This is a genomic window from Mycobacterium sp. BK086 (assembly GCA_004362315.1).
Lineage (GTDB): Bacteria > Actinomycetota > Actinomycetes > Mycobacteriales > Mycobacteriaceae > Mycobacterium.
On sequence record SNWL01000009.1, the window covers coordinates 98,969 to 120,769 of the forward strand.

25 protein-coding genes are annotated in these 21,801 nt (G+C 66.9%); 15 read left to right on the plus strand and 10 right to left on the minus strand.

Features of this window, described 5'->3' with window-relative positions:
* Nucleotides 1-237: 237 nt before the first annotated feature.
* Nucleotides 238-933, plus strand: a complete 696-nt coding sequence (locus EV580_RS29725) for an Rv2240c family protein (protein ID WP_255496950.1) — start codon at nucleotides 238-240, stop codon at nucleotides 931-933.
* A 76-nt stretch (nucleotides 934-1,009) separates the two neighbouring features.
* Here EV580_RS29725 and EV580_RS34135 read toward each other — a convergent pair whose 3' ends face one another.
* From EV580_RS34135 to EV580_RS29750, 5 genes are all read right to left on the minus strand, one after another.
* A complete protein-coding gene (locus EV580_RS34135; protein WP_502703953.1) occupies nucleotides 1,010-2,110 on the minus strand; it encodes a hypothetical protein in 1,101 nt (366 codons plus the stop codon).
* Between the two features lie 562 nt (nucleotides 2,111-2,672).
* Nucleotides 2,673-3,371 carry a hypothetical protein gene (locus tag EV580_RS29735; RefSeq protein ID WP_255496951.1) on the minus strand — a complete coding sequence of 233 codons (699 nt, stop codon included), beginning with the start codon at nucleotides 3,369-3,371 and terminating at the stop codon, nucleotides 2,673-2,675.
* Between the two features lie 155 nt (nucleotides 3,372-3,526).
* Nucleotides 3,527-4,312: an SDR family oxidoreductase gene (locus EV580_RS29740; RefSeq protein WP_133696168.1), complete on the minus strand. Its 786-nt coding sequence runs from the start codon at nucleotides 4,310-4,312 to the stop codon at nucleotides 3,527-3,529.
* Nucleotides 4,309-4,569: a hypothetical protein gene (locus EV580_RS29745; protein WP_133696170.1), complete on the minus strand. Its 261-nt coding sequence runs from the start codon at nucleotides 4,567-4,569 to the stop codon at nucleotides 4,309-4,311. Before EV580_RS29745 ends, EV580_RS29740 begins: the two co-directional genes overlap by 4 nt.
* A 59-nt stretch (nucleotides 4,570-4,628) precedes the next feature.
* Entirely contained in the window at nucleotides 4,629-4,943 is a 315-nt protein-coding gene (locus EV580_RS29750; protein ID WP_133696172.1) for a hypothetical protein, read from the minus strand.
* Between the two features lie 28 nt (nucleotides 4,944-4,971).
* Here EV580_RS29750 and EV580_RS34385 point away from each other — a divergent pair, with 28 nt between their 5' ends.
* The gene (locus tag EV580_RS34385) at nucleotides 4,972-5,106 is read left to right on the plus strand and encodes a hypothetical protein (RefSeq protein WP_286171924.1); all 135 of its coding nucleotides are present in this window, start codon (nucleotides 4,972-4,974) and stop codon (nucleotides 5,104-5,106) included.
* An 82-nt stretch (nucleotides 5,107-5,188) separates the two neighbouring features.
* On the opposite strand, the gene EV580_RS29755 is transcribed toward EV580_RS34385, so the two are convergent.
* Nucleotides 5,189-6,409 carry a cytochrome P450 gene (locus EV580_RS29755; protein ID WP_133696173.1) on the minus strand — a complete coding sequence of 407 codons (1,221 nt, stop codon included), beginning with the start codon at nucleotides 6,407-6,409 and terminating at the stop codon, nucleotides 5,189-5,191.
* A gap of 47 nt (nucleotides 6,410-6,456) precedes the next feature.
* Here EV580_RS29755 and EV580_RS29760 point away from each other — a divergent pair, with 47 nt between their 5' ends.
* Genes EV580_RS29760 through EV580_RS29770 form a run of 3 tightly spaced genes read left to right on the plus strand, consistent with a single transcriptional unit; the run spans nucleotide 6,457 to nucleotide 8,880 of the window.
* Complete coding sequence (locus EV580_RS29760; RefSeq protein ID WP_133696175.1) at nucleotides 6,457-7,374, plus strand: cyclase family protein; 918 nt, start codon at nucleotides 6,457-6,459, stop codon at nucleotides 7,372-7,374.
* Nucleotides 7,371-8,579 (plus strand): alpha-hydroxy acid oxidase, encoded by a 1,209-nt coding sequence (locus tag EV580_RS29765; RefSeq protein WP_133696177.1) that lies wholly within the window; start codon nucleotides 7,371-7,373, stop codon nucleotides 8,577-8,579. The genes EV580_RS29760 and EV580_RS29765 overlap by 4 nt, the downstream gene beginning before the upstream one ends.
* On the plus strand, nucleotides 8,569-8,880 hold the full coding sequence (locus tag EV580_RS29770) for a hypothetical protein (protein WP_133696178.1): 312 nt from the start codon (nucleotides 8,569-8,571) through the stop codon (nucleotides 8,878-8,880). Before EV580_RS29765 ends, EV580_RS29770 begins: the two co-directional genes overlap by 11 nt.
* 72 nt (nucleotides 8,881-8,952) lie before the next feature.
* Here the strand turns inward: EV580_RS29770 and EV580_RS29775 are convergent, their stop codons facing one another.
* Nucleotides 8,953-10,437 (minus strand): aldehyde dehydrogenase family protein, encoded by a 1,485-nt coding sequence (locus tag EV580_RS29775; protein WP_133696180.1) that lies wholly within the window; start codon nucleotides 10,435-10,437, stop codon nucleotides 8,953-8,955.
* Between the two features lie 74 nt (nucleotides 10,438-10,511).
* Here EV580_RS29775 and EV580_RS29780 point away from each other — a divergent pair, with 74 nt between their 5' ends.
* A complete protein-coding gene (locus tag EV580_RS29780; RefSeq protein WP_133696182.1) occupies nucleotides 10,512-10,796 on the plus strand; it encodes a DUF1330 domain-containing protein in 285 nt (94 codons plus the stop codon).
* Between the two features lie 4 nt (nucleotides 10,797-10,800).
* Here EV580_RS29780 and EV580_RS29785 read toward each other — a convergent pair whose 3' ends face one another.
* Nucleotides 10,801-11,466 (minus strand): 3-oxoacid CoA-transferase subunit B, encoded by a 666-nt coding sequence (locus tag EV580_RS29785; RefSeq protein WP_133696183.1) that lies wholly within the window; start codon nucleotides 11,464-11,466, stop codon nucleotides 10,801-10,803.
* A complete protein-coding gene (locus EV580_RS29790; protein ID WP_133696185.1) occupies nucleotides 11,466-12,230 on the minus strand; it encodes a CoA transferase subunit A in 765 nt (254 codons plus the stop codon). Before EV580_RS29790 ends, EV580_RS29785 begins: the two co-directional genes overlap by 1 nt.
* A 178-nt stretch (nucleotides 12,231-12,408) precedes the next feature.
* Between EV580_RS29790 and EV580_RS29795 the strand changes: the two genes are divergently transcribed.
* The 5 genes from EV580_RS29795 to EV580_RS29815 all read left to right on the plus strand — a co-directional run bounded on the left by EV580_RS29795 (nucleotide 12,409) and on the right by EV580_RS29815 (nucleotide 17,238).
* Entirely contained in the window at nucleotides 12,409-13,176 is a 768-nt protein-coding gene (locus EV580_RS29795; RefSeq protein WP_133696187.1) for an IclR family transcriptional regulator, read from the plus strand.
* A gap of 92 nt (nucleotides 13,177-13,268) precedes the next feature.
* Complete coding sequence (locus EV580_RS29800; RefSeq protein WP_133696188.1) at nucleotides 13,269-14,846, plus strand: methylmalonyl-CoA mutase family protein; 1,578 nt, start codon at nucleotides 13,269-13,271, stop codon at nucleotides 14,844-14,846.
* Complete coding sequence (locus tag EV580_RS29805; RefSeq protein WP_133696190.1) at nucleotides 14,846-15,247, plus strand: cobalamin B12-binding domain-containing protein; 402 nt, start codon at nucleotides 14,846-14,848, stop codon at nucleotides 15,245-15,247. The genes EV580_RS29800 and EV580_RS29805 overlap by 1 nt, the downstream gene beginning before the upstream one ends.
* Complete coding sequence (locus tag EV580_RS29810) at nucleotides 15,248-16,204, plus strand: LLM class F420-dependent oxidoreductase (RefSeq protein WP_133696191.1); 957 nt, start codon at nucleotides 15,248-15,250, stop codon at nucleotides 16,202-16,204.
* Nucleotides 16,201-17,238 carry a CaiB/BaiF CoA transferase family protein gene (locus tag EV580_RS29815; protein WP_133696193.1) on the plus strand — a complete coding sequence of 346 codons (1,038 nt, stop codon included), beginning with the start codon at nucleotides 16,201-16,203 and terminating at the stop codon, nucleotides 17,236-17,238. Before EV580_RS29810 ends, EV580_RS29815 begins: the two co-directional genes overlap by 4 nt.
* Here EV580_RS29815 and EV580_RS29820 read toward each other — a convergent pair.
* Nucleotides 17,226-17,498 carry a 2Fe-2S iron-sulfur cluster-binding protein gene (locus EV580_RS29820; protein WP_133696194.1) on the minus strand — a complete coding sequence of 91 codons (273 nt, stop codon included), beginning with the start codon at nucleotides 17,496-17,498 and terminating at the stop codon, nucleotides 17,226-17,228. The genes EV580_RS29815 and EV580_RS29820 overlap by 13 nt on opposite strands.
* A 135-nt stretch (nucleotides 17,499-17,633) precedes the next feature.
* Between EV580_RS29820 and EV580_RS29825 the strand changes: the two genes are divergently transcribed.
* Genes EV580_RS29825 through EV580_RS29840 form a run of 4 tightly spaced genes read left to right on the plus strand, consistent with a single transcriptional unit; the run spans nucleotide 17,634 to nucleotide 21,751 of the window.
* Complete coding sequence (locus tag EV580_RS29825) at nucleotides 17,634-19,028, plus strand: class I adenylate-forming enzyme family protein (protein WP_133696196.1); 1,395 nt, start codon at nucleotides 17,634-17,636, stop codon at nucleotides 19,026-19,028.
* Nucleotides 19,006-19,911, plus strand: a complete 906-nt coding sequence (locus tag EV580_RS29830) for an acyl-CoA dehydrogenase family protein (protein WP_133696198.1) — start codon at nucleotides 19,006-19,008, stop codon at nucleotides 19,909-19,911. Before EV580_RS29825 ends, EV580_RS29830 begins: the two co-directional genes overlap by 23 nt.
* Complete coding sequence (locus tag EV580_RS29835; RefSeq protein ID WP_133696200.1) at nucleotides 19,898-20,986, plus strand: acyl-CoA dehydrogenase family protein; 1,089 nt, start codon at nucleotides 19,898-19,900, stop codon at nucleotides 20,984-20,986. Before EV580_RS29830 ends, EV580_RS29835 begins: the two co-directional genes overlap by 14 nt.
* Nucleotides 20,987-21,751, plus strand: a complete 765-nt coding sequence (locus EV580_RS29840; protein ID WP_133696202.1) for an enoyl-CoA hydratase/isomerase family protein — start codon at nucleotides 20,987-20,989, stop codon at nucleotides 21,749-21,751.
* The last annotated feature ends 50 nt before the right edge of the window (nucleotides 21,752-21,801 follow it).

A 21,801-nucleotide genomic window follows, 5' to 3' on the forward strand; every position in this document is an offset into this window, starting at 1 on the left:
CGTGTTGGCGCCTCTCGTCGTTGATATCCACTGTGTCGTTCGGAGGAATCATTGAGTTGGCGAGTGACGCAACGGTTAACACCGCGCCAACAAATCCCGCCCGGTTACCATCTACCGGGCGTCATTTCTCTCAATCAATGGTCAGAGACCCGGGATTCGATCTCAAGGTGGTACCAACTGCGTGCGAGGTGGGTGAAGGGGACACTCGATGGATCCTTCAAAGGTGTCCGTTGTTCGTTGTCCGTTCACCATCACGACAGTTGTCCCGTTGATCATCACTCTGTCCTGACCCTGCGGAACCCTGGCTTCACGGGTTTCAGGTTTGGGCTGGTTTGGGACTTCCAGCCGGACGGTTCGGGGGAGCCCACGATCCAGGAGGAAGCATTGAGAAAATCGCTGTTGTGCAGCCGGACTTTCACGGCCTCGTTGCTGGTGTCCGCGTCGGCGCTGTTGAGCATTCCGATTGCATCGGCTGATCCGGAGGCGCCGGAACCGGCACCAGAACCTGTGCCCGTCAACGCGGCGGTGGCGGCGCCCGCGCTGGACGCGCCCTCCAGCGCGGTCCCCGACGCCTGTAAGCAGTTTGGGATGGCGCTGGACCATGCCGCGTCGTACTACGAGGATTTCGCATACGACTCCGCCGGCAGCGGGAACAGCGTCAACTACGACGATCCGAACGTCGCCAACGCTAATGTCTTCGGCCGTACCGCACTACGCGAGTCTGCTTCCGCCGCCATGTCGGCAGCATCGACGCCCGGTTTGCCTGCCGATGTTGCGGCGCCCATGAGGTCATGGTCTTTTCGTGCCGCAAAGCTGTTGGTGATCATGGGGATTCGCGGTGGCGGTGATTCGCTGAACTCGACGGCCGATGACATGAATACTGACGCCAACAACGCACAGATGGCATGTGCGCTCAACGGTGCACGTGCCTGATCTCTGATTGCCCACTGTCCCAACGAGATCGGCCCCCTCCTTTCGGAGGGGGCCGATTTCGTTGTCGGATGACGGATTACCCGCCGGCGCCGCCGGTGCCGCCCTTGCCGGGGTTACCGCCAATGGAGCCGGAGCCGCCCTGGCCGGCACTGCCCGCGGTGTTGCCACCCTTACCGCCGGTGCCGCCGTTGCCGCCCTTGCCGCCGGTGATGACGCTGCCGCCGCCGGTGCCGCCGTTGCCGCCCTTACCGCCGGAGCCGGTCGTCGCGCCATCGCCGCCGGTGCCGCCGTTGGCACCCGCGCCGCCGCTGAAGCCGCCGAAGCCGCCGGTGCCGCCGTTGCCGCCAACACCGCCGGTCGCGCCCTTGCCGCCCTTCCCGCCGGCGCCTGCCGCGCCACCGTTGTTACCGCCCAGACCGCCAGAGCCGCCCGTACCACCGGTGCCACCGGTCGTGGTGCCGGTACCGCCATCGCCACCTGTGGCGCCCGCGCCGCCGTTGCCGGTCGCGCCACCGGTGCCACCGCTACCGCCCTTGCCGCCGTTGCCGCCGGCGCCGTTGGCGCCCGCGCCGCCCGCACCGCCGGTGCCACCGGCACCGCCGTTGCCTGAGACCAGGCCACCGGTACCACCTGTGCCTCCGGCGCCACCGTTACCACCGGTCGCGGTGCCTGCGCCGCCCGCACCGCCGGCGCCGCCGGCGCCGCCCGCCGCCGAACCGTAGAAGCCGCCCTTGCCGCCGTTGCCGCCTGCGCCGCCGTCGGTGCCTGCGGTGCCGCCGCCATAACCGGCACCACCCGCGCCGCCGGCGCCCGCGCTGCCGCTGCCGGCCATCGGCAGGCTCGCGGCATTGCCGCCGTTGCCGCCGGCTCCGCCGGCCACACCGGTCGTCGTGCTGGCGCCACCGGCGCCGCCCGCGCCGCCGCTGCCGGACAGGGCACCGGCGTTGCCACCGTTGCCGCCGGCACCGCCGGCGATACCCTTGCCGCCGTTGCCGCCGCCGCCGCCGAACAGCGCGCCGGAGGACGAGCTGCCGGCGAGCAGACCGCCGTTGCCGCCGTTACCGCCCTTGCCGCCGTTGATGTTGGCCGAGGTGGCGTCGCCACCGTTGCCGCCGTTGCCGTACAGCCCGGCGCTGCCGCCGTTGCCGCCGTTGTAGCCGTTGCCGCCGTTGCCCATCAACAGGCCGCCCTTGCCGCCGTTGCAGGCTGCGCTGGAGCACTGGGTGTCGGCTGCGCTGTAGCTGTAGCCGTTGCCGATGAGCAGGCCGCCGTTGGGGTGTTCGGCGGTGCCGTTGCCGATGAACATCGAGACCAGGTCGCCGGCGGCGTTGGCCGATGCGGCGCCCGTGACGGTCTTGAGGCTGACGTTGTTGTTGCCACCCGGCGTCGCGGGCAAAAGCCACAGATCCGACTCACCGGACGTCAGCTTGTACTCCGGGGAAGCGGTGGCCATGGGGGCCTCGGTGAGGGCGAACAGGACGCCCGCGCCCACCATCGCCGCACCGGCGATACCTGTGGTGACAAAGGCTGGAGCAGCCACGCGCGGCGATTTCTTGCGGTGTTTGGACAAGATCGGAATTCCCTTCGAAGAAGTCTTCAGTCCGGCAAATGCGCCGAGTGGTTCACTGCAAGGGAAATCCAAGGAGACGCCGCTTACTCGCGGCTGGCCCCCACTTGGCGCACTGCCGAACTTCGTGCAAACGCCAGTTGAACCCAACCTGTAAAACCCGCCGTAGTGGCTATTTGCAGAGTTCGGCGATCCGGGTGTTGAGGGTCTCGGCGTTGCGCAGGCGGTCGGCCTGTGCTGCATCGCCGTTGGGCACCCCGGCTAACGCGTTCATCGAAATATCCTGCAGCCCGGTCGCGAACGCGCGAATCGCGTCGGCGAGATCCGCCGGAGTGCCGGGATTCAGGTGGGCCAACAGGTAGGTCGCGCCGCCCGACATCGCCAGCCGCGCGTTTGCTGCGACGCCCTGCACCTCGGCGCCGGCGTTGGCGTGGCTCTGCAGCGACACCGCCGAACTGACGGTCCGATATGCGGCGCAGGCATTGGCCTTGGGGTCACCGCTCTGCGACGCCGCGGGTGCGGCGCTTTGCGGCGTCGGCCGAAGCAGGGCCCACGTGGCCACGCCCACCGCGATCAGGGCGATGACCAAGGCGACGACGGCGATCCAGTTCGTCGATCGGGATTGGCGGGCGGGACGGTGAGACGAGGGCGGTTCGTACGCTTTGGTCGTCTCTTCGGTCGGCTCCGACATGACGTCGATACTAATCACGCGCCCTGGCAGTCCCTTCAAAAGCGTAGTCTGGCTGCGGAAAGGCGAACTGTGGTTGCGATATTGACGCGCATGGGTGGTGCGCTCGTCTGCGCCGCGCTGGCGGTGCAGATCGTCGTCGCGGCGCCCCAGGCGGTCGCGCAGGGCTGCCCGCCGGGCCACGTCAACAACTCCTACACCGGCCAGTGCTACCTACAGGGCAGTGCCCCGACCATCAACGGTGTTCCGTGTGTGGCAAGCAATCGTGGTCTGTGCCAATCGTTTACACAGAATCAGCAACCGCCGAGAAGGCCGTACACCTCGATCGGATGACGACTTTACGTCCGCGCCAACACCTTCGTGAGCAACCGAGTCATCCAGTTCGGGGACACCTGCGACATCGCCGCCAGAACGCTGGTCTGCCGCCCGACGGGATAGTGCACCTTGGGCGGCCGGCCGCGGCCGCGATGGGTGGCCGCATACACGGCCTTGGCGACATCCTCAGGTCCGAGGTTGATCCCCAGCGACTTCGTGCTGCCGGTTTCGACGCCGTCGGTCATCGCGGTCTTGACGAACAGCGGCCACATCGCGAGTACCCGGATGTCGTAGCGCCGCCATTCCAGTTCGAGTGCCTCGGTCAGCGCGCGTAGCGCGAACTTGGTGGCCGAATAGGTGGCGAGTTCGGGCTGGCCGTAGAGCGCCGAGGCCGAACACATGTTGACCACTTGCGCGTGCGCGGTGTCACGCAGGTAGGGGAACGCGGCATGGAGCCCGGCCAGCGCGCCATAGACGTTGATGTCGATCATCTGCCGGTGCGCGCTGAGCGGGACATCGGCGAATGCACCGTTGGTCAGCACCCCGGCGTTGTTCACCAGGATGTCGAGTTTTCCTGTCGCGCTGGCGAATTCGGCTAGTCGCTCGGACCAGGCGGCGGCATCGGTGACGTCGAGTTGGCCGATGGCGATCTCCCCGCCGCGACCGGCGATCTCGTCGCGCAGGGTGGCCAATCCGCCGAGATCGACATCGTAGGCGCCGATGCGATAGCCGTGCCCGGCGAACGTCAGCGCGGTTGCCCGGCCGATACCCGCAGCGGCTCCGGTGATGAAGACACCCGGTGAGCTCATACGACTTTCAGATGCGGTGTCCCGACCGCAGGCTCCGAGGCGATGCGGTCGTTGGCTGCGGCCATCGCGGTGTCGACCCGCACAGCGGCGGTCTGACAGGCCACGGTCGCCTTACGGCCGAGCCCGTCGAGCTCGTCGGCGGCGTTGCGTAGGTACGAGGTCAACGTGATGCGCAGCCGTTCACCCGCGCGGGCCAGACGGTTGCGAACCCGGTCGTCGACCGTCACGGTGACGTAGGGCAGTTCGAGCTTGATCATGTGCGCCTCCAGAGCCGTTCTGTCGAATGTAGACGACCGGTCTGGATGCGGGGAGTCAGCTATGCCCCGCAGTTGTGTGAGTAGCCGGGCTTTCCGCTTGCGCTGCACCAGAAGAAGCCGGTGTCGTCGGAGAACTGTTCGCCCTGCTTGACGAAATGCATGATCGTGCCGTCGTCCTGCTGTTCCAGCGCGGCGTCCCAGATCATGCCCGGCGCAAAGGCGTCGCCGAGGCCGTTGCCGGTCTTACCGGTCAACGTCGTGAACGTGAATGCCAGGCCCGCGGGTATGGGCGCCCATTGCGCATTCCAGGTTTCGCCGTCGACCGCGCCGTCGTTGATCTGGATCACGGCTGTGCCGTCGGCCCGGACGGTCATGGTCCGGGTGTGCCCGACCCACTCGCCGATGAAGGCGTTGCTCGCCGCGGGTGCCGCGCTGCTCGTCGGTGTCACCGTGGTGCTGGTGGTCTTCGTCGACGTCGAAGGGGTGGTCGACGTCGGCGCCGCTGTGGACGACGACGCGGCGGTGGGGGCCGGCTGAGGAGAATCCTTCGAGCATGCCGGGACACTCGCCAGCACTCCGAGGAGAACGACACCCGTTGCGACGCTGAGAACTTTTGTCGTCATGACGTCGAGACTCGCACGTTCGCCGGCCCGCGTACGGCGTAATTGGTGCCGAAGTCGATCGGGGTGTGCACCTGCCAGTCCGGCAGTGCGTCGAGGAACTCCTCGAGGAAGATCTGGGCTTCCAGTCGGGCGAGGTTCATGCCCAGGCAGCTGTGCAGTCCGAAGGCGTACCCGAGGTGGGAGAGCTTCGCGCGGGACACGTCGAACTCGCCCGCGCGCTCCCAGCGCTGGGGATCGCGGTTGGCCGCCCCGAGCAGGAGCGTGATGCGGGCGCCCTCGGGGATCCGAACCCCGGCCACCGCGACGTCGTCGGCGATCACGTCGCGGAACACCGAGTGGGTGATCGTCTCGTACCGGTGCACCTCCTCGGTCGCCGCCGGGATCAGGGAGCGGTCCTGGTGGACGACGCGGCGCTGGTCGGGGTGTTCAGCGAGCGTTGCGACGATCTGGGCGAGCAGCTTGGCGGTGGTCTCGTTACCCGCGAAGACCAGCTGGGTGTTGCCGGCCACGACTTCCTGTTCGGTCATGTGGCTGCGCGCGTACTGGTGGCGAACCATCGTGGCGATCAGTCCCGGCTCGTCGTCCGGCGCGTCACGCAGCCGGCCGATCTCGTCGCGCAGGTAGGCGTTCAGCTCGGCGGTGGCCTGCCGCCCCGCGGCGATCAATGCCTCGCCGCGCGCCCCGGGGTTCGTGTAGCCCTCGGCCGAGGCGCCCATCGCATCGCTCCACGCCGAGAACTGGTCGACCATGGCCGATTCGATGCCGAGCATCCGCGCGATCACTTCGGTGGGGATGCCGCGGGTCAGCTCGGAGACGATCTCCACCGTCTCGCCCGACTCCAGCCGGGCCAGCACGGGTTCGAGGCGGCGGCGGATGACGTCGGTGATCATCGGCCGCAGGGCGGCCAGGTCCTTCGCGCGGAAGTCATGCGACCAGATCGCCCGGATCCGGTCGTGGTGGGGACCGTCGTAGAACTCCATCGTCGGCCCACCGAACACGCCGGCCTGTTCGGCCTGCCCCTTCTCCGACCCGAACAGCTCGGTGTTGGTCAGGATCATCTTGGCCGGCGCGAAATCGCTGACCATCCAGCGGTTCACCCGCTCGTTGAACACCACCCCGCCGAGGGCCCTGATCTCCTCATAGCGCGCCCACGGCAGCCGCACGAATGCCGGGTCGGCGGTGTCGAACGCGAGCCGCGGAGGGCTGACGGCGGTCATCGGCCAGATCGTTCCAGAACTTACAAACGTATGCAATTGTGTAACGCGTGACCGCTAACTTCAAGGACCTCGGAGCCGAACTGTCCAACTGGGGCCGATGGGGTCCTGAGGACCAGCTCGGCACCTTGAACCTGGTGGGCCCGCAACATGTGCGAGCGGCCGCCGCCGAAGTCGCCAGCGGCAAGGTCTTTCAGCTGAGCATCGCTGTCGGCAAGGACGGACCGCAGAGCGGAATGGGCGGTCGGCTCAACCCCGTACACCTGATGTCAATGCAGCCGCAGGACTGGGACCCGCACGGGCTGCAGGTCTCCGACGACTGGATCATCATGCCGTTGCAGTCTGGCACCCAATGGGATGGCTTGTCGCACATCGGTTATGACGGGAAACTGTACAACGGCTATTCAGCAGACGACGTCACTACCCGGTTCGGTGCGCGCAAGCTCGCGGTCGACGCGATGACCGACCGGATCACCGGCCGCGGCGTGCTGCTGGACATCGCCAGGCTGCACGGCGTCGATTGGCTGGAGTCCGGAACCCCCATCACACCTGGCGATCTGGAGGCGGCCGAAGCCGCGCAGGGGGTCACGGTCGGGGAGGCCGACTTCCTTCTGGTCCGGACCGGCTGGCGGACACGCTTTTTGGCGCACGGGCGGGACGGCTGGATGAGCGGCGAACCGGGCCTGAATCTGGACTGCGCCGGTTGGCTTCATCGGCGCGGTGTGGCGGCGGTCGGTTCGGACAACTGGGGTATCGAGGTCATGCCCAGCGGGATCGACGGCGCGATCATGCCGTTGCACTGCGTGCTGATTCGCGATATGGGCATGCCGCTGGCCGAGATCCTCGACCTGGAGTCACTCGCCGAGGACTGCGCCGCAGACGGACGGTGGAGCTTCCTGTTCGTGGCGCCTCCGCTGCACATCAGCAATGCGGTCGGGTCGCCGACCACCCCGATCGCCATCAAATGAGTCCGGCGTTCTCCTACCGGCTGCGCACGGCGCGGCCGCTGGTGTGTGTCGACGATTATCGGCAGGCGGCGCTGCGTGCGCTGCCGAAGATGGTGTGGGCCTATCTCGACGGCGGCGCCGAGGACGAGCGCACGCTGCGTGCCAATCGGGACGCATTCTTGAAATGGGTTTTGCGGCAACGCGTTCTGGCGGGCAACGCGACTGTCGATACGTCGGTGACGCTGGGTGGTGAACGCCTGGACCTGCCGGTGTTGTTGGCGCCCACCGGATTGGCAGGCCTGGCGCACTGGTCGGGTGAGCTGGCCGGCGCTCGCGCTGCCGAGCGTGCCGGTACCCGACTGATCTTGAGCACGGCGTCGTCGTATTCGATCGAAGAGGTGGCCCACGGCACCGACGCCGATCACTGGTTCCAGCTGTATCCGTGGGGTGACCGCGCCGTACCCGGTTCGTCGTTCATGGATTCGATGCTCGACCGTGCCCGCGACTGCGGCTACCGGACAGCGGTCGTCACCGTCGATGTTCCGGTGCAGGGCAACCGGATCGGGGAACGACGCACCGGGATGGGGCACCCGCCGATCCTCACTCCGCGCCGCATCGCCGACGCGGCGATCCGGCCCCGGTGGTGGTACGGGCTGCTGAGGTATCGCCGGATGACGATGCGCAGCATCACCGAGGTCCGCGGCGCGGCGGGAGCGGTGGAATCGGTGGCTCTGCACAGCCGCCAGATCCGCCCGGACATCAGCTGGCGGGACGTGGCGTCATTACGTGACCGCTGGGACGGACCCTTTGTGGTCAAGGGCATCCTGGATCCCGCCGACGCCGTTCGCGCGGTCGACGACGTGGGCGCGACCGGGGTGGTGGTCTCCAATCACGGTGGGCGACAGCTCAATGCGGCGACTCCGTCACTGGATGCCTTGCCCGCCATCGCCGATGCCGTCGGCGACCGGGCGTCGGTTCTGCTGGACGGCGGAATCCGGTGTGGCACCGATGTGGTCACCGCCCTGGCACTGGGTGCCGACGCGGTGCTGATCGGGCGGCCGTTCCTCTACGGCCTTGCCGTCGGGGGTGAGGCCGGGGTCAGGGCCGTACTGGACATCCTGGGTGCCGAGATCAGGCAGACGCTGCTGTTGATGGGGGTTGCGGCCATAGGCGATCTGGGGCGTGAGCACGTGACGTTGAGTCATGATGGGTGGCATGCGCCTTAGTCGAATGATCCCGCAAGCCGCGCTCGTGATTGCACTGGCCGCTCTCCCGATCGGGGTGGCCTCGGCCGAGCCGCTGCAACAGCAGTGTGAGGCCCGGGGCCCGCAGCAGATCGACATCCTCAACGGCCGGCTCAGCTGCGACCAGGCCTATCAGGTTGTCGGCGGCTTCGACTTCCAGGGCGAGAAGTACCAGGACGTCCTCGGTTTCACCTGCTACACCGGCAACGCGATGACACTGCCGACGGTGCTGTCATGTGTTTCGCCTGACGCGGAATTCGCCGTCAATCAACTGCCCCAGTGATTGCGCGTTGAGTCAGAACTGAGAGCGACGATTTCGTCGAAATCTCGCTCTCAGGTCTGACTGAACGAACTCCTAAGGCCGCACGCCGATCGTCTTCATGTTCAGGTACTCCCGGTAGCCCTCGTCACCATTGCGGTGGCCGAGCCCGCTCTGCTTGGTGCCGCCGAACGGGCTGGTGATCCCGAAGAACGAGTGGCCGTTGGTGGTGACGCTGCCGGTGCGCAGCCGCAGCGCGATGTTGAGCGCGCGCTCGTCGTCCCCGCTGGTGACATCGCCGGACAGGCCGTAGATGGTGTTGTTGGAGATCTCGACGGCCTCGTCGTCGGTGTCGTAGGGCGTCACGGTGATCACCGGACCGAAGATCTCGGTCTGGGCGATCTCCGACGTGGGGTCGACGTCGGCGAGCAGGGTCGGCTGCACGTAATACCCCGTCGGCAGGTTCTCCGGGATGCCGCCGCCGGTGATCAGCCGGGCGCCGTCGGCGATACCCGATTGGATCAAGCCGAGGGTTTTCTCGCGCTGCGCGGCACTGATCTGCGGGCCCTGCAGGTTGCCAGGGGTCCACGGGTCGCCGACCGGGAAGTTCGCCATCATGGTCTTGAGGATTTCCAGACCTTCGTCATAACGGCTGCGCGGCAACAGGACTCGGCTGCTCAGGATGCAGCTCTGACCGGACATCACGCAGGCGAACATCGCCGCCATCGGTAGGCACGCGTTGAAATCCGCGTCGTCGCAGACGATGTGCGTCGACTTGCCGCCGAGCTCGAGCAGGGTCTTCTTGACCGTCGAGGCGCCGGCGGCCACGATCGCCCGGCCGGTGGCGGTGGAACCGGTGAAGGTGATCATGTCCACCCGCGGATCGGCGGACAGGGCCGCGCCCACCTCGTTCGCGTTGGAGGTGACGACGTTGAACACCCCGGCCGGGATGTCGGTCTTCTCGGCGATGATCCGGCCGAGCTCGGTGCCCGACCACGGCGTCAGCTGTGCCGGCTTGAGCACCACGGTGTTGCCGGCCATCAGCGCCGGGATCGTCTCGGCGATGTTGAGGTAGAACGGGACGTTCCACGGCGTGATCGCGCCGACGACGCCCACCGGGTCGTACTGAATCTTGCGCCGCGCCGGGCCCATCTGGGTCTCGTGGATCCCGGTGTCCACCAGGTAGTCGAAGTTCTTGCCGTGCTCGGCCCAGTGCTTCACCTCGGCGATCGGGCTCTCGATCTGGGAGCCGCTGACCGAGACCGGACACCCGACCTCGGTGATCACGATGCGCCGCAGCCGTTCCTGCTCCTCGGTCAGCGCTTCGTGCAGCTGGTTGAGGCAGTGGTAGCGGAAGTCCAGATCGCGCGACCAGTCGGTTGTATCGAATGCCCGCCGCGCAGCGGCGGTGGCCCGCTCGATATCGGTGACGGTGCCGTCGGTGGCCTGACCGACGACCTCCTCGGAGGCCGGGTGGACGACGTCGAACGTCGCCCCGGAGTCGGTGAACCGCAGTTCGCCGTCGATGAGCATCCGCTGCTCGCCGGCGAGCACACCCGTGTCAGCGTCGACATTGGTCATTGCATTTACCCCTAGTGGCGTGGAAACCTGTCACTCGAAATACGAGAACCTGATTCTCACACGAGAGGAACGGCATGGCCAAGGGGTATGTCATCTTGACCGAAGAAATTCATGACCCGGAGGGCATGAAGGCCTACGGCAAAGCCGCGGGTGCCGCGATGGGTGGCGTCAAAGTCGTTGCCGTCGACGCCAATCCGCAAGTGCTAGAAGGCAACTGGCACGGCCACCAGACCGTGGTGCTGGAGTTCGAATCGGTCGAAGCCGCGCACGCGTGGTACGACTCGGACGCCTACAAGGCCGCGCGCGAGCTGCGCCAGGCCGCCGCCAACACCAACGCGGTGATCCTCTCCGGCTTCTGATCGCCTAGCCGGCGAGCTCGACGGTCAGCTCCGGTTCGGTGGCCGCGATGACGTCATCGGCGCTGACGCCCGGAGCCACCTCACGCAGCACCAGCGTGCCGTCACCGACGACGTCGATGATGCCGAGGTTGGTGATGATGCGGTCGACGACGCCGACGCCGGTGAGCGGCAGTGAGCACTGCTTCACGATCTTGGGGTTGCCTGCGCGGTCGGTGTGTTCCATCAGCACGATCACCCGGGCCGCCCCGTGCACCAGGTCCATCGCGCCGCCCATGCCCTTGACCATCTTTCCGGGCACCATCCAATTGGCGAGGTCGCCGGTCGCCGACACCTCCATGCCGCCGAGCACCGCGGTGTCGATGTGGCCACCGCGGATCATCCCGAACGACAGTGCCGAATCGAAGAACGCCGCACCGGCATTCACGGTGACGGTCTCCTTGCCAGCGTTGATCAGATCGGCGTCGACCGCATCTTCGGTGGGGTAGGGCCCGGTGCCCAGGATCCCGTTCTCCGAGTGCAGCGTCACGCGCACATCGGCGCCCAGGTAGTTCGGGATCAGCGTGGGCAACCCGATGCCGAGGTTGACGTATTCGCCGTCGATCATCTCCGCCGCGGCGCGGGCCGCCATCTGGTCGCGGGTCCACCCTGCCGGGGCTGCTGCGTCAGTCATCAGTTCGCTTCCTGTGCCGAGCGGACGGTTCGCTTCTCGATGCGTTTGTCTTGGGTTCCGGTGTGCACGATGCGCGAGATGAACACACCCGGCAGATGCACCGTCGCCGGGTCGATCTCGCCCGGCTCGACGAGCTCCTCGACCTGGGCGATGGCGATGCGGCCTGCCATCGCGCACAACGGGTTGAAGTTCATCGCCGAGCGGTTGAAGACCAGGTTGCCGTCGGTGTCGCCGCGCAGGGCGTGCACGAGCGCGAAGTCTGCATTGATCGATTCTTCGAGGACGTAGCGCTTCTCGCCGAACACGCGGGTTTCCTTGGGGGGCGAGGCGATTGCCACCGAGCCATCCTCGGCGTAGCGCCAGGGCAGCCCACCGTCGGAGACCACGCTGCCGACGCCGGCCGGGGTGTAGAAGGCGGGGATCCCGGCGCCACCGGCGCGAAGCCGCTCGGCCAGGGTGCCCTGCGGGGTCAGTTCGACCTCGAGCTCACCGGCGAGGTATTGCCTGGCGAATTCCTTGTTCTCCCCGACATATGACGCGGTGATGCGGCGGATACGCCTGTCGGACAGCAGAATTCCCAGCCCGTAGTCGTCGACGCCGCAGTTGTTGGAGAACACCTCCAGATCGGTCACGCCCGCGTCGAGCAGCGCCTGGATCAGCTTGTCGGGAATCCCACACAGGCCGAACCCGCCGACGGCCAACCTGGCGCCGCTCGGGATATCGGCGACCGCGCTGGCGGCCGACTCATACACCTTCGAAGTCATCGTCCCTTCCCAAAGCCAGGGGGCGTCCACTCTGTAAACGCACACTTTTGGTGGGTATCTACTCAACAAGTAGTGCTCTGAGCAGTCAACCACTCACGGCAATCCGGCGCGAAGATGTTCGCAGTGCGATAGCCGATCGCGCCAGTGTCCATCTGATGAACGCCTAGGATCGCCTCTTGTGACCGCCCGCCCGGATCGATCGCCCGTGGTCGCGCGGGTCGCCGCGCTGCTGGGTGCGGTCAGTGCCGCCGAGCCCGCGGGCGCGTCCACCACCGAGTTGGGAAAGGTCGCAGGCCTGGCCCGCCCTACCGCACACCGGCTGCTCACCTCGCTGGCCGAGGTGGGGTTGGTCGATCGCGACGCCAGGAGCGGCCGCTGGACGTTGGGTCCGGAGATGTATCTGCTGGGTGCGGTCGCGGCCAACCGGTACGACGTCAGCGGACAGGCTCGGGACGTGGTGAACCGGCTCGCCGCCGAGACCGGCGAGAGTGCGTTTCTGTCCGCACGCCGCGGCGACGAGACCGTCTGCATCCTGTCCGTGGAGGGCAGCTTCCCGTTGCGCTCGCACGTCCTGCGCGAGGGCATTCGGTTCCCCCTCGGTGTCGCCTCGGCCGGGCTGGCCATCCTGAGCCACCTGCCCGCCGGAGAGGTCGACGACTACTTCTCCCGTGCCCGCCCGGCGGCGGACTGGGGCGCCGATCACAGCGAAGAATCGATCCGGGCCAGGATCGAGGCGACCCGGATCACCGGTTACGCGGTGAATCCGGCCTTGATCGTGGAAGGGAGCTGGGGGATCGGCGCGGCGGTGTTCGACCAGAACGGCCGACCGTCCTGGGCCTTGAGCCTCACGGGCGTCGAAACGCGGTTCAAGGCCGACCGCAGGCACGAACTGGGGACCCTGTTGCTCGAGGCGGCGCACCGGCTGTCCGGGCGGCTCCGCTCCTAGGGGGGCGTCACCAGCGACTTCCGCCGAAACTGCACACGACTTGCCCAAAGCGGTATTGGCATTCTCTTAAACTGCAAGTACGGTATCCAGCGATGGACCACCAAGCCCAAACGTCGTCGGGAATCCCACTGGAGCCGGTATATGGACCGGCCGACCGCAGTGGCGATCCTCCCGCTCCGGGTGCATTCCCGTTCACCCGGGGCAACTTCGAAAGCGGATACCGCGGACGGCTGTGGACCTTCCGCCAGTATTCCGGCTTCGGAACCGCCGAGGAGTCGAACAGCCGCTACCGCTACCTGCTCGAGCAGGGCGGCACCGGGTTGTCGGTCGCTCTGGACCTGCCGACGCAGTGCGGCTACGACTCCGACGACCCGGAGTACGGCGAAGAGGTCGGGCGGGTCGGCGTCGCGGTCGACACCTTGGCTGATGCCGAGATCCTGTTCGACAGCATCCCGCTGGACAAGATCAGCACCAGCTTCACGATCAACGGCACCGCGGCGATCCTGCTGGCGTTCTACGTCGCGGCCGCGGAGAAGAAGGGCGTGCCGCGCGAGAAGCTCACCGGCACCATCCAGAACGACATCCTCAAGGAGTACGCGTCGCGCGGGACATGGATCTGGCCGCCGACGCCGTCGCTGCGACTGATCGCCGACACCATCGAGTTCTGCGCCGCCGAAGTGCCGCGCTTCAACGCGATTTCGGTGGCGGGCGCGCACTTCCGCGACGCCGGCGCCAACGCGGTCCAGGAGATGGCGTTCACTCTCGCCGACGGTGTCACCTACTGCGACACCGTGGTCGAGCGCGGCCGGATGACGATCGACAAGTTCGCCCCGCAGATCTCGTTCTTCTTCTACACCCACGGCGACTTCTTCGAGGAGATCGCCAAATACCGTGCGGGACGGCGCCGTTGGGCCACCATCGTGCGAGAGCGCTACGGTGCGGAGACCGACAAGGCCTCGATGTTCCGCTTCGGCTGTGTGTCCGGTGGCGCGTCGCTGTACGCCCCGCAGGCGCAGAACAACCTGGTTCGGGTGGCCTACGAGGCGCTGGCCTCGGTGCTCGGCGGCGTGCAGTCGATGTTCACCGCCGCCTGGGACGAGCCGTTCGCGCTGCCCAGTGAGGAGTCCGCGACGCTCGCGCTACGCACCCAGCAGATCCTGGCCTACGAGACCGGAGTCGCCCGGGTGGCCGATCCGCTCGGCGGCTCCTATTTCGTGGAGGCACTCACCGACGCGACCGAGGAACGCATCATCGAGATCATGGCCGATCTGGAAGCCCACGGCGGCATGGTGGCCTCTATCGAGGACGGCTACCTGCAGGGTCTGATCGCCGACGAGGCGTACAAGATCCACCAAGAGGTCGAATCCGGTGAGCGGCCAGTCGTCGGCGTCAACAAGTTCGTCGTCGACGAGCCCGCGCCGGACCTCGCGACCTACGAGTTGGACGCCGAAGGCCGCGACAAGCAACTCAAACGGCTCGCGAAGGTCAAGGCGGAGCGCGACGGCGTTGCCGTGAAGGAAGCGCTTGCCGCACTGGCCCGTTCGGCGGAAGGTGACGACAATCTGATGCACAAGCTGATCGACTGTGCCAACGCGTATTGCACCGTGGGGGAGATGGTCTCCACGCTGAAGTCGGTGTGGGGCGAGTTCCAGCAGCCGGTGGTTTTCTAGTGAGCGCCCGCATCCTCGTTGCCAAGCCCGGCCTCGACGGACATGATCGCGGCGCCAAGATCGTCGCCCGTGCCCTGCGCGACGCCGGCTTCGAGGTCATCTTCACCGGCATCCGGCAACGCATTGAGGACATCGTGTCGATCGCCCTGCAGGAAGACGTTGCCGTCGTGGGGCTTTCGATCCTGTCGGGTGCCCATCTTGCGCTGACCCAGCGCACCGTCGACGCGTTGCGCGCTGCCGATGCCGGCGACATTGCCGTCATCGTCGGTGGCACCATTCCGCTGAGTGACGTGCCCAAACTCATGGAAGTGGGTGCGGCCGCGGTATTTCCGACCGGGACGTCGCTGGACACGCTTGTGCGCGATGTCCGTGCGCTGACCTCAGAACAGGTGGCCGAGTAGATGCGTCTTGGTGTGATGATCGGTGCCGAGCGGGGCGACATGGCCCGCAAGGTGAAGAAGCTGATCGCCGATATCGAGTGGGCCGATGCGGCGGGACTGTGCACCGCGTGGATGCCGCAGGTGCCCGATGACTTCGATCTGCTGAGCATGGTCGCCTTGATGGCGTCGCACAGCACGCGCATCGAACTCGGTACCGCCGTGGTACCGCTGCAGGCACAGCATCCTATTGCGCTTGCCCGCCAAGCCCTTTCGGTGCATGCCATCTCCAACGGGCGGCTGGCGCTCGGCGTCGGCCCGTCGCATCACTGGATCATCCGGGACATGCTCGGCCTTCCCTACGACAAGCCGGCTGCCTACACCCGTGACTATCTGCAGGTCTTCAACGCGGCGATCTCCGGGCCCGGTCCGGTCGACGTCGAGAACGACAGCTTCACCGTCCACAACCCGACCGCACTTGGGGCCGAGACGAAGATGCCGGTACTGGTGGCCGCACTGGGCCCGGTGATGCTGCAGATCGCCGGTGAGCATGCCGACGGCACCACGCTCTGGATGGCCGACGAGAAGGCCATCGGCGAGCACATCGCTCCCAAGATCAACAAGGCGGCCGCCGAGGCCGGCAAGCCCGCGCCGCGCATCGTCGCCGGTATCCCGGTCACCTTGTGCGCCAATTCCGAGATCGACGCGGCCAAGGAACGGGCCAATCGCATTCTGGCCGAGGCCGAGACGTCGCCCAATTATCAGAAGCTGTTGGATCGCGGTGACGCCCGCGATGTCGGTGACCTCTGCGCGGCCGGCGATGAAGAGTCAATCCTCAAGCGGTTCAAACAGTTCGCCGACGCGGGTGTGACCGATCTGTCGGTGCGGTTGCTGCCGATCGGCGAGACCCGCGATGAGCTGGTGGCGTCGAAATACCGGACCCGCGAGGTGATTTCCCAGCTCGTCGACCAAGTGCGATGAAGGCTCCGCTCGCGGGCGTTCGTATCCTCGAAGTCGGCACCATGCTGGCCGGTCCGTACGCCACGATGCTGCTCGCCGACCTCGGCGCGCAGGTGATCAAGATCGAGCCGCCCGGTGGGGAGATCTCCCGTCAGGTCTCCGACAGCTACTTCGCCAGCCTGAACCGCAACAAGCGCAGCGTGTGCCTGGACCTGGCATCCGACGCCGGACAGCGGCGGCTGGCCGAGCTGGTCGCGGAATCCGATGCGCTGCTGGTCAATATGAAGCCCTCGGTGATCAAGCGCTTCGGCCTGACCTACGATGCGCTGCGAGCGCACAACGACAAGATCGTGTGCGTCGCTCTGACCGGGTACGGGCTCGACGGCGGCGACGATCCGGCGTTCGACTACGTGATCCAGGCGGCGACCGGAGTGGCCGCGATGACCGGCGACCCCGAGGCCCCGCCCACCCTGCCGGGCTACTCGTCAGCCGACAACTCCACCGGATTGACCGCTGCGCTGGGACTTCTCGCGATGATCGTCTCCGGCGAGGGCGGGCAGGTCGACGTGTCACTGCGCGACGTGATGTTCTCGCAGCTGAACTACCGGGCCTCGGCGTACCTCAACGACGGGGTACATCCGCGCCGGCATCCGTTCGGCGCCCATTCGTTTTATGTTCCGGCCCAACTGTTTCCGACCGCGGACGGGTACCTGGCGCTGTTCGTCACCCACGACGGATTCTGGAAGACCTTCGCCGCCGAGGCCGGTATCGAGGGCTTCCCGACGATGGCTGAACGGTCGGCGAACCGCGACGAGGTGCTCGCGATCGTGACTGCCGCGCTGTCCGCCGATACCGCGGTGGGCTGGGAGGCCCGGTTGCGTCCCTTGGGTATTCCGGCTGCCGCCGTGCGATCGCTACCCGACGCCCTCGAGGCGACGCCGGAAGTCACCGTGACGGCGGGGGAGTACCGACTGGTCGGTAGTCCGGTGCGGGTGGTGGGGTATCAACCCGACTACCGGCCGCCACCGGCCCTCGACGAATTTCAGTCGTCGTAGCTCAGCGTCACGTCGGTTTCGGGCACGCCCTGGCAGGTGAGCACGAGCCCGTCGTCGACCTCGCCCTCGTCGAGCACCTCGTTGACCCGCATCTTCACCGAGCCGTCGGTGACAGTCGCGATACACGTGCCGCAGTTGCCGGCCTCGCAGCTGTAGGGCGGGCTCATGCCGGCCCGGCGGGCGCTTTCCAGGATGGTGTCGCCCTCATTGACGGGCACCGTCACGGTCTTGCCGTCCAGCGTGATGGTCGCCGTGGCCATCTACTTCTCTCCTCGCGTTTTGAGCACTATCATTCTACCCAGATGAGAATACAATTCTCTACTGGCGATAGTATGTTCTCGGCTTACCGACCTGTCGATGGGATTGTCACTGACCATGTGCGAGCGGACCGCGCCGTGAGCGACGTGCGAGTGCTTGCCTTTGAGGACCGCATCTACACACGATCGCAGGTCGATGCATGTTCCGCCGGGTTGGCCGACACTCTGGCGCGCCGCGGGGTGCAGGCCGGACAGCGGGTCGCGGTGATGTCATCGAACCGGCCGGAGTTCGTCTTCGCGGTGCTGGCCATCTGGCGCCTGGGCGCTTCGGCGGTGTTGATCAGCCCCAGCTGGAAGTCCGCCGATGTCGGCCACGCCCTGGAGATTGCGGCAGCCGATCACGCCGTCGGCGACAACCCGGTGCTGGCGGATGCGATGCCGATGCTGAGCCTCGACGAGCCGATCCTGCCGCTGGATCCGGCACCGTGGGAGCCGGATCCTGACGCCGACGCGGTACTGGTCTTCAGCTCGGGCACCACGGGAATGCCCAAGGCGGTGCGGCACACTCATCGCTCGCTGAGCGCGGGAGTGCGGCATTGGCGCCAAGCGCTGGGCCTGACTGCCGTGGACCGCATGCAGATCGTCACACCACCGTCGCACATCCTCGGCCTGCTCAATATCCTCACCGTGCTCGACGCCGGCGCCTGGATGCGGCTGCACCGCAGGTTCGACATCGACACAATGCTGCACACCATCCAGGACGACCGCATCACCGTCGAAATGGCCGTTGCCCCAATCGCACTGGCGATCGCCTCACATCCAAAGCTGGAGTCGTTCGACCTGTCGTCGCTGCGCTACATCATGTGGTGCGCCACACCGGTCACCGCCAGCGTCGCGGACGAGGTGACGCGGCGCACCGGCGTCGGCTGGATCTCGGCGTACGGCACCAGCGAGGTGCCGGTCATCGCGTGCTGCCCGCGCAACGAGGCCCGGCTGGACACCGTCGGCCGGCCGATTCCCCAGGTGCGCATCGTGTCCACGGAGACGGGCGAGCCGGTCGGGGCGGGCGAGACCGGGGAGATCCAGGTGTACTCCGACTCGGCGATGGCCGGGTATCTGCCCACCGACGCCACCGCCGGTGCGTTCACTGACGACTGGTATCGCACCGGCGACATCGGTTACCTCGACGACGGTTGGCTGCGAATCACCGACCGGCTCAAGGAAATGATCAAGGTGCGGGGGTTCCAGGTCGCCCCGGTCGAGATCGAGTCGGTTCTGCATGGGCATCCCGCGGTGGCCGACTGTGCGGTCTTCGGGGTGCCCGACGAGAAAGACGGCGAGGCGGTGATCGCTGCGGTGGCCACGGCCGAGCCGGTCGGTGCCGAGGAGCTGGACGCGCTGATCGCCGAGAAGTTGGCGTCCTACAAGCGCCCCCGTGACATCGTGTTCGTGCCCGAAATCCCACGCCTGCCATCGGGTAAGGCGCTGCGGCGAGTTCTCAAGGAGCAGTATGGATGTACGTCTGACCAGTGAGCAGCAACAGCTGCGCGACGCTGCGGCCAAGCTGGCCGACGACTTCGGCCCCGGGTCCGTTGCGGACCTGGACGACGAGTCACGGCGGGCGCGGCTGGCCAAGACCGTGAATGCGACGGGCTGGCGGTCGTTGCGCTCCGACGGCGCCAGCGGTGTCGAAGTCGCCTTGGTCGCCGAGGAATTCGCCCGCGGTTTGGTCGACGTCCCGTTCCTCGGTCCGGTGCTCGCCGACGACCTGTACCGCCTGCTCGGCACCGACCCGCTTCCGGCAAGCATCGCCGTCGGCGATGCGGTCATCGACGCTGACGGTGTCGGGGCGGCGCTGCGACTGGCGGGAACCACCGTGGAGTCGGTCGGTGTCGGTGACGCCCGCGATGCCGCCGATCTGACCAGGGTCACCGCGGCGGTTTCCGGTAACCCCGAAACGATGGGGGAGCTGACCGCCGAGGACGCGCAGCGCTGGTATGCGCTCGCGCTGGCGGTGACGACGGCCGATCTGGTGGGTGCGGCGCGTGGAACTCACACGCTGGCAACCGAATACGCGAAGGTGCGCGAGCAGTACGGCTCGGCCATCGGCTCGTATCAGGCCGTAGCGCACCTGCTCGCCGAGGGCCTGGCGCTCATCGAGGGGTCGGTCAGCGTGCTTCGCCATGCCGCGTGGGCGGTCGACGAACTGCCCGGTGTCGAGGCCGTCGAGGCGGCGAAGGTGGCCAAGATCTATTGCGCACGGTCCGCGCTGGCGGTGTGCGAGATGTCCATCCAGGTGCACGGCGGTATCGGCAACACCTGGGAGTGCCTTGCCCACATCTATCTGCGTCGGGTGCTGGTGGCCACGGAGGCCTGGCCAGTCAAGTTGGAGGAGTTGACCATTGGACTTTCGTGATTCGCCGGACGAGGCCGCCTTCCGGGAGCGGTTGAGCGGCTGGCTGAAAGAACAGAAGGGCAAATTCCCGACATCGGGCGATGCGTACTGGGCCAAAGCGGGTGAGTGGCACCAGGCCCTCTATGAAGCCGGCTTCTTCGGCACCTCGTGGCCGAAAGAGTATGGTGGCCAGGGCTTACCGACCGTTTTCGACGTGATCGTCGACGAGGAGATCGCCAAGGCCGGCGCACCGGCCCGGCCGAGCCTGGGCTATCTGGTGGTCGGCCTGCGCCACCATGGCAGCGAAGAACTGGCGCAGCGCTTCCTGCCGGGCATGATCAACGGCACCGAGCGCTGGTGCCAGGGCTTTTCAGAGCCCGGCGCCGGCTCGGACCTGGCCTCACTGACCACGACCGCGACCCGCGACGGCGACGAGTACGTGATCAACGGCCACAAGATCTGGACCAGCTACTCCGATTGCGCCGACTGGTGCCTGGTGCTGGCCCGCACCGACAAGGATGTGCCCAAACACAAGGGCATTTCGGCGTTCATCGTCACGATGCATCAGCCGGGGATCGTGCAGCGGCCACTGAAGATGATCAGCGGCGTCACCAAGGAGTTCGGCCAGGTCGAGTTCGACGGCGCCCGCGTTCCGGCCGCGAACATGGTCGGCGCGCCCGGCGACGGCTGGAAACTGGCCATGACGGTGGTGAGCCACGAGCGCGAGCCGTCGACGCTGGGCTTCTCGGCGCGATACGGAAAACTCGTGCGCCAGATGGCGTCCCGGGTCGACGGCCCGGCCCCCGACGAGCTGTCCTGGGCCTGGGTGCAGACCGAGATGTTGCGCCTGCACGTGCGTAGGCGACTCTCCGAGCAGCTTGACGGCATCAAGCACGGCCCGGACGGCTCGCTGGACAAACTGTTGATGACCTGGACCGAGCAGTCCGTCGGCCATGCCGCACTGGCCACCGTGGGCACCGACGACGAAGAGCTGTTCGGCGCCTACCTGTACAGCCGTGCCCAGAGTGTCATGGGCGGCACGTCACAGATTCAGAAGAACATCATTGCGGGACGCATCTTGGGACTAGGAGTCTAAATGTACGGAATGCCAGACGAAATCGACGTCACGGCCGACGGTCCGCTGCGCATCATCACGCTCAATCGCCCCGATGAACTCAACGCGGTCAACGACAATCTGCACAGCGGGTTGTCGCGTCTGTTCGACGCGCTCAGCGAGGACGCGGATGCGCGTGCTGCCGTCATCACCGGTGCGGGACGGGCATTCTCGGCCGGTGGCGACTTCAATTACCTCGACGAGATCCGCACGAACGAGGCGCTGCGCAAGAAGACCATCAAGCACGGCCGCGATCTGGTCATCGGCATGGTCCGCTGCCGGATCCCCTTGGTCGCCGCCGTCAACGGCCCCGCTGTGGGGCTGGGCTGCAGCCTGGCCGCGTTGTCCGATGTCGTCTACATCGCCGAGAACGCGTTCTTCTCCGACCCGCACGTGTCGATCGGCCTGGTCGCCGCAGACGGCGGACCGCTGGTGTGGGGATCGCAGATCAGCCTGCTGCAGGCCAAGGAGTTCGCCTTGACCGGCGTGCGGATCAAGGCGCAGCGTGCGGTGGAGCTGGGACTGGCCAATCACGTTGTCGCCGATCCGGTCTCGGAAGCGATCGCGTGTGCGAAGAAGATCATCGAACTGCCGCAGCAGGCGGTCGAGGCCACCAAGCGCCTGATGAACATCCAGCTGGAGAAGTCGGTGCTGGCCTCGCTGGACTACGCCAACCTGGCCGAGTACGTCTCGTTCGGGACCGCCGAGTTCAACACGATCGTCGACGGCCTGATCGCCAAGAAGTAGCCCGCGACAGTAACGCCACGGCGGAATTCCCCCGGAATTTCCGCCGTGGC